Here is a 6,985-nt window from a genome sequence, read left to right as displayed (position 1 = left end):
ATCGCTCCGTTCATCTCACGCACGCAGCCATCCTGGTAGGTGATGCACGCAGTGAGGTGGACGGAATTTTGTCGGGAATAAAGGGCCTCGATGAGTTCGCCGTATCGTTCTTCAATGATCGTGCGCCGTATCTTGCGTGTTCGGGTGAGCTCGCCGTCGTCAGCGTCCAGCTCCTTGTACAGGAGGGCGAAGGAGTGGATGTGGGTGCCCTCCTGCAGGGTGTCGTTCAGGGCTTCCAGTTCTTTCTTGATGAGGGCATAGAGTTCGGGCCGGGACACCAGATCCTGGTAGGTGGTGTAGGTTATCTGTTCCGTTTCCGCCCAGCGGCCGGCAATCTCCGCGTCGAGACACACGATGGCGGTGATGAAATCCCTCTCCCTGCCGATGACCACGGCTTCCTGCACATAGGTGGAGAATTTGATCTTGTTTTCAATGAACTGGGGGGAAAACTGTGTGCCGTCCCGAAGATTCATGACATCGCTCAACCGGTCGATGATCACCAGCTGGCCGTTGTCCTTGAAGTAACCGGCATCCCCTGATTTGAGCCATCCATCCTCCAGGGTTTCGGCGCTTGCCTCGGGATTGTGGAGATACCCCTTGAAGACGGCCGGACTTTTGGAAAGGATTTCGCCCTGCTCGGAAATTTTGATTTCCGTCTCCGGAATGGGGTGTCCCACGGTGTCGAAATCCACTTCCCCGTTGGTATGGATGCAGGAGATCCCGGCGATTTCGGTCTGGCCGTAGATCTGTTTGAGATTGACGCCAAGGGCGTGGAAAAAGCGGAAGGTGTCCGGACCGAGAGGGGCTCCTCCGGTGGATGCCGAGCGGATGTTGGAAAATCCCAGTCGATCCTTGAGGGCCCTGAAAAGAGCCAGCCGGGCCACTTGGTATTTGACCGTCTGCAGGATCCCGGGCTTTTTGCCGCCAAGGAGCGTGTCCGCGTACGCGTATCCCCAGGGCAGAAAAAAATGGTAGAGAAACCGCTTGAGGGGCGTTGTCTCCATGATTTTCACCCGCACGGAAGCGGCCATGTTCTCCCAGATGCGCGGGGGTGAAAAGATCAGGTTGGGGCCTATTTCTCGGATGTTTTCCTGCACGGTGTCGGGTTCTTCCGGGAAATTGACGCAAAACCCGAACAGCAAGGCCGAGCTGACGGCCATCATCTGTTCGCCGATCCAGGCCAGGGGAAGGAAGGAGACGAATTCGTCCGTGGGGTATTTCGGATCTGCCTGACCGAGATTGAACGCCATGCTCAAGAGATTGGTGTGCGAGAGCATGGCCAGTTTGGGCCGCCCTGTGGTTCCCGATGTGGTCACGATGAGACAGACGTCTTCCGGGGACACCTCCCCGGCCCACCCCGGATACTCCTTGGCCCGGTCGCTTCCCATTTCCCGGACCTGATCAAAGGCGAGGAGCCCCTCTGCCTCATAGCATTCCAACCCCTTGGGGTCATGGTAGACGATGTAGTCCAGGTCCGGGAGTTCCTTCCGGATGGAAAGTATCTTGTCCACCTGCTCCTGGTCTTCGGCGACCACCAGCCGGGTTTTCGAGAGTTCGAAGATGAACCGGACCTCCTGGGCGGGCGAGTCCTGATACAGTCCCAGCGAGACGCCGCCGATGCCCTGAATGGCCAGTTCGGCCCAGAGCCATTCGGGGCGGTTGTCGCCGATGATGATCAGGATGTCGTCCCGGCCGAGGCCGAGTTGCCTGAGACCGGCCGCAAATTCCGAGGTGATCTGGAGGTACTCTGCATAGGTGTATTTTTGCCAGATCCCCCGGTCTTTTTCGCGCATGGCAATCTTTGCAGGATGCTGCCGGGCGTTGTGGACGAGAAGACCGGGAAGTGTTGTCTGGTAGCTTGTGTTCATGGATTCCTGATCCGTTGTGCCGTCGTGTTCATCGGCCGTGAAAAAGTCCCTGATCGTCACCAAGGTAGGCCTTGATGACCTTGGGGTTCTTGCGCACCTGTTTGGGAGTGCCTGCCGCCAGAACCAATCCGAAGTCGAGAACGATCACATGATCGGAGATGTCCATGACGACTCCCATATCGTGCTCGACCAGAAAGACCGTGGTGTCCCAGTGTTCATTGATATCCAGGATGTAGCGGGTCATGTCTTCGGTTTCTTCGAGGTTCATCCCGGCCATGGGTTCATCGAGGAGGAGCATGTCCGGTCGGGCGGCCAGGGCCCGGCCCAGCTCCACTTTTTTCTGCAGTCCGTAGGCCAGGTGTCCGGCTGTTTTGTGGCGAAAGGGCGAGAGATCCAGAAAATCGATGATCTCTTCCACATATTCCCGGTGTTCCGTTTCCTGACGACGTGCCCTCCCGAAATAGCAAAGCGATGCGAGTACGCCGTAGTTCATGCGGGCGTGTCGGCCCACCATGAGGTTGTCGAGGACACTGAGCCCCTTGAAAAGAGCGATGTTCTGGAAGGTGCGGGCCAGGCCCATTGCGGTCCGCTTGTGGGCGGCAACGCCCAGCAGGGGACGGCCCTGCATGGTGATGGAACCGCTGTCCGGTGTGTACCGGCCGGATATGCAGTTGAGCATGCTCGTCTTGCCGGCTCCGTTGGGGCCGATAAGAGAGGTGATGGAACCGACAGGGACACGGCAGGTCACTCTGGAGAGTGCGGCCAGTCCCCTGAACGTCAGGGTCATCTTTTCGATTTCAAGGAGGGTAACGTCAGCTCCATTCATGCACGAAATCCTCCGGCCCCACGACCTCGTAGCCTTTTTTCTGCAGGGCGGCGGCTATTGAAGACGGGTTGGGCGTGTTTACCCGGATGACCACCATGCGCTGTGTCCTGTGATAAAACGTTCCGGTGGAGATGATGCCGTACCCCATGTCATTGACGACGCCGGTGACGTCCAGAAGCACGCCGGGCCGGTCCTCCACCTCGAAGACGATGCGAGATCCACCTGTGTTGTAGCCCATTTCCTCGGCCAAAACATCGAGCATCAGGCTCCGGTTGATGTAACCGATCAACTTCCCGGTCGTGTCCACAACAGCCAGGCCGGCCAGGTTCTTCTCGCGCATCAGGGCTGCCGCAACCTCGATTTCGGCTTCCGGGGCGATGGTGGTCATGTCCTTGCGCATGATTTTGGCAAGAGTCAGTTTGGAGAGCAGGTAGTTCAGTTCGTGCTTGTCCAGACCGGTCATGACCGAAGGCATTGCCGCGCTCAGATCTTCCTTGCGTACATACCCCACCAGCTTGTCCCCATCGACAACCAGAACCATCCAGAGGCCGCTTTCCTCCAGAATGTTTTCCGCATCAACGGCCAGGGTGTCGGGCGTGGCCGTTCTGAAATCCTTGAGCATCTTGAGTCCTACGAACATTGATCTCTCCTTGGGTTGTATTCTGTAAAACAAGAAACGGACCAAAAGGGATGGATGTGCTTTAATATATTGTTATTTTTATAGATTTCGAGGTGCTAATCGTGGTGTGCGGCTGTGGGTGGACGTGTAAGACATCTTTAGGAGCAATTTTCGTTGACAGCAGAGGCATGGCAGGTGCGGAGCGGGGCCGCAGTCTTTCTGGGGGATGGGGGAGTGAACCACGCAAAAAAAAAACGGCCGCAACATTTATTGACTGTCAATAAATGTTGCGGCCGGATGGCTGTAGCGGGGGAGGGAGCAATGGATCAGAAGGCGGTTCAACCAGGTTCCGTGCGGGATAGAGAATCTCCATAGATCCTCTGCCGTCAACGCGGCCCGTAGGGGCACCCCTTGCGGGTGCCCGGTTCAGGCGACGCCTTAGAGGTGGGGGGTCGTCGCAAAAAGGGGCACCCGCAAGGGGTGCCCCTACGGTTTGATTGCTCTGGAGTCCATTCTGGATCCGTTTTGAAAATTTTGCTTTCCAAACGGGTTGTGGTGTGTCGGGAGAACCGTCATGGCTGGACCGGTCAGCCGTCGAGAACCTCGCGGACTTTACATTCGATATCATCAATGGTGAATGGTTTGGCGATGAAATGTACGTTTTCCTTGAGAGCGCCTTGCCCGGAGATGATATCGAACGTGTATCCGGACATGTAGAGGCATTTCATGTCCGGATAGATTTCGGCAGGCCTGCCGGCGAGGTCCTTGCCCGTCATGCCCGGCATGATCACATCGGTGACCAGAAGATGGATGGTTCCGGGAAGGTCGGCCGTGGGCTCAAGGGCCTCATGGGGGGATCCGGCCGAAAAGACCGTATATCCCATGCTTTCGAGAATCTGATGGACAAGACTGCGGATCGATTCGTCGTCTTCGACCACCATCAGGGTTTTGCTGCCGCCCTCGGTGTCCGTGGCAATGGCTGTTGTGGCAGGTTCCTTGGAGTCTCCCGTGAATCTGGGCAGGTAGATACGGAATGTCGTGCCGGTCCCGGGCTCGTTGTAGATATTGATATGGCCGTTGTTCTGTTTGACGATGCCGTGTATGGTCGTAAGGCCCAGCCCTGTCCCCTTGCCCGGTTCCTTGGTGCTGAAAAACGGCTCGAAAATATGTCGGATGGTTTCGATGTGTCCGGCACGTGTCCTGTGCTCCTCGGGTCCGGTAATGGGCTATCCTGTATGATTGTGAAGTGTCATTGAAGGCGTCTTCAAGCATGCTGTGATTGCGGTAATATTCCGGTCGGTGTTGGTTATGAGATAACTATTCAGCACGATAACCCGGCATGGGGCTGTGGCTTTTCCTGGGAACGCCGAGCGCCTGCTCGGCCTTTCGGGCAATGTCTGGGGGTATATCGTCATCGTTGGGTCCGATGGTACCATTCTCCCTGTTTCCTGCCGGTTCGTACACGCATCGCCGAACAGACGCTCGGCGTTTCCGGAAGGGACAAAGCAGGACCGGGCTATTGGTGGCTGGATAGTTACAGATTTTATTCTAGTCCGGTTGGTTCCTGTGCCCGTCATCCAGGAGTTCCCGCAGTTTGGTTGCCAGGTCCTGCAGGGAAAAGGGTTTCTGGATGAACTGCACGCCCTCCTCCAGAACCCCGCGATGGGCGATGACGTTGGCGGTATAGCCCGACATGAACAGACAGGCGGCATCGGGATGGCGGCGCATGATTTTTCCGGCCAGATCCCGGCCGTTCATTTCGGGCATGACCACATCGGTCAGGAGGAGGTCGATGGGTTCAGGATGGGACTCGGCCAGCCCGATGGCCTTGCCCGGTGTTGCGGCCGGGATGGTGGTATAGCCGAGTCCCTGGAGCATGGCTGTGATCATGTTCAGAATCGTGGCTTCATCTTCCACGACCAGGATGGTTTCGTGTCCCGTGGCAGCATCTTGTATCGGGGCTTGTGCCGGGATCTCTCCGGCTTCGCCCGTATGCCGCGGCAGGTAGATCTTGAACGTGGTTCCTGCATCCGGTTCACTGTATACGTTGATGAATCCGTCGTTCTGCTTGACGATCCCGTAGACCGTGGCCAGGCCCAGGCCTGTGCCCTTGCCCGATTTTTTGGTGGTGAAAAACGGTTCAAAAATATTCTCGACAGTCTCCTGATCCATGCCGCAGCCATTGTCGCTCACGGCCAGGAGCACGAATTCACCCGGTCTGAAGCCCGCATGATAGTCGCAATAGGCCTGGTCAAAGACCATGTTGCCCGTTTCAATGGTCATCTTGCCCACGCCTTCGATGGCATCCCGTGCATTGACGCACAGGTTCACGAGAAGCTGATCGACCTGTCCGGGATCGATCTTGACCGCCCAGACACCGTTGCCGGGCGTCCAGGCCAGATCGATATCCTCCCCGATGAGCCGTTTGAGCATTTTGAGCATGCCCGCTAGTGTCCCGTTCAGGTCGAGCACTTTGGGGCTCACGGTCTGTTTGCGGGCAAAGGCCAGCAATTGGCGGGTGAGTTCGGCGGATCGTTCTGCAGCCTTCCTGATTTCCTCGAGGTTTGCACGGATCGGCAGTGACGGATCCACCTTGTCCAGGAGCATGTCCGCATGACCCAGAATCACGCCGAGCATGTTGTTGAAGTCATGGGCCACGCCTCCGGCCAGGCGGCCCACGGATTCCATTTTCTGGGCCTGTCTGAGCTGGTCTTCGGTGCGCTTGATGTCGGTGATGTCGCGGATCGTGCCAACGAGGTTTCTGGTGCCGGTGATGGGGTTGTCAAAGGATGATTTGATAGTGGACAAAATGCGGGTCCGCTTGCCGACAGAGATTTCTTCTTCATTGATGTCGGGTTCCTGCGACGCCAGAGCGTTGCTGTCATGTTCCAGGAAAATATCGGCCTGGTCCGCAGGAAGAAAATCGTGATCGGTCTTGCCGAGGAGTTCTTCTCTGGAGTGACCGAGCATCCGGCAGAAGGCGTCGTTGAACATGATCCAGCGGTTGTTTTCATCTTTGACGAAAACAGGATCGGCAATACCGTTGATGACGCTTTCGATGAATTGTTTGGACTGCAGAAGCTCGATTTCGGCCTGCTTGCCGGCGGTGATGTCCTCCACAAATGCGGTGCCGAATTGCGTGGTGCCTGTTCCGTCTCTGACCGCTGCCGCATGGAGACGGATATCAATGACCGTGCCGTCCTTGCGGATATATCTTTTTTCGATGTCGAAACCCGGGGCCTTTGCGGAACGCATGTTGTCGAAAACTTTTCTGTTTTTGGGCCGGTCATCCGGATGGGTGAGATCGAAAAAGGAAACCCCCGTGAGCTCTTCCGGGGCATAGCCCAGCATGTCTGCGTACGCAGGGTTGGCCGACACGATTCTGCCTTCGAGATCCACCGTGCAGATGCCGATGGGGGACTGGTCGATAATGAGTTGTGTTTTCTTCCTGGTCGTTTCAAGTTCGTTTGTGATCTGTTTTCTTCGCTGGATTTCCTCCACCAGGGTCTGGTTGTACTCCTCGAGGCTGCGCGTTTGGGTCTCGATCCTTTTTTGGCGTTCCCGGAGTTTTCGAGACAGCTCCTTCAGCCCCTTGATGATGGGATGCATCTCTTTCAGGGACGTCTCTTGAAACGTCCAATCATACTTTTCGTCCTGCAGCTGGTCGAGGAT

Annotated in this window: 5 protein-coding genes and 1 pseudogene; all 6 read right to left on the bottom strand. The window is 56.6% G+C overall.

What is annotated here, in order from left to right; all coding sequences use genetic code 11:
* Positions 1-1,928: AMP-binding protein (locus tag ACY692_RS13560; RefSeq protein WP_462325911.1), on the bottom strand; the 1,928-nt coding region annotated here is incomplete at its 3' end.
* On the bottom strand, positions 1,897-2,694 hold the full coding sequence (locus tag ACY692_RS13555) for an ABC transporter ATP-binding protein (RefSeq protein ID WP_462325910.1): 798 nt from the start codon (positions 2,692-2,694) through the stop codon (positions 1,897-1,899). The genes ACY692_RS13555 and ACY692_RS13560, both read right to left, overlap by 32 nt.
* On the bottom strand, positions 2,681-3,334 hold the full coding sequence (locus ACY692_RS13550; protein ID WP_462325909.1) for a CBS domain-containing protein: 654 nt from the start codon (positions 3,332-3,334) through the stop codon (positions 2,681-2,683). The genes ACY692_RS13555 and ACY692_RS13550 overlap by 14 nt, the downstream gene beginning before the upstream one ends.
* A 566-nt stretch (positions 3,335-3,900) precedes the next feature.
* Entirely contained in the window at positions 3,901-4,254 is a 354-nt protein-coding gene (locus ACY692_RS13545; protein ID WP_462325908.1) for a response regulator, read from the bottom strand.
* Positions 4,255-4,338: 84 nt separating this feature from the next.
* Positions 4,339-4,488, bottom strand: a pseudogene (locus ACY692_RS13540) (ATP-binding protein); the annotation flags it as partial.
* Between the two features lie 373 nt (positions 4,489-4,861).
* On the bottom strand, positions 4,862-6,985 hold a 2,124-nt coding region (locus ACY692_RS13535; RefSeq protein WP_462325907.1), incomplete at its 5' end, for a hybrid sensor histidine kinase/response regulator.

Source organism: Desulfoplanes sp., from assembly GCF_054921335.1.
This window is presented reverse-complemented; position numbering and strand designations above follow the sequence as displayed.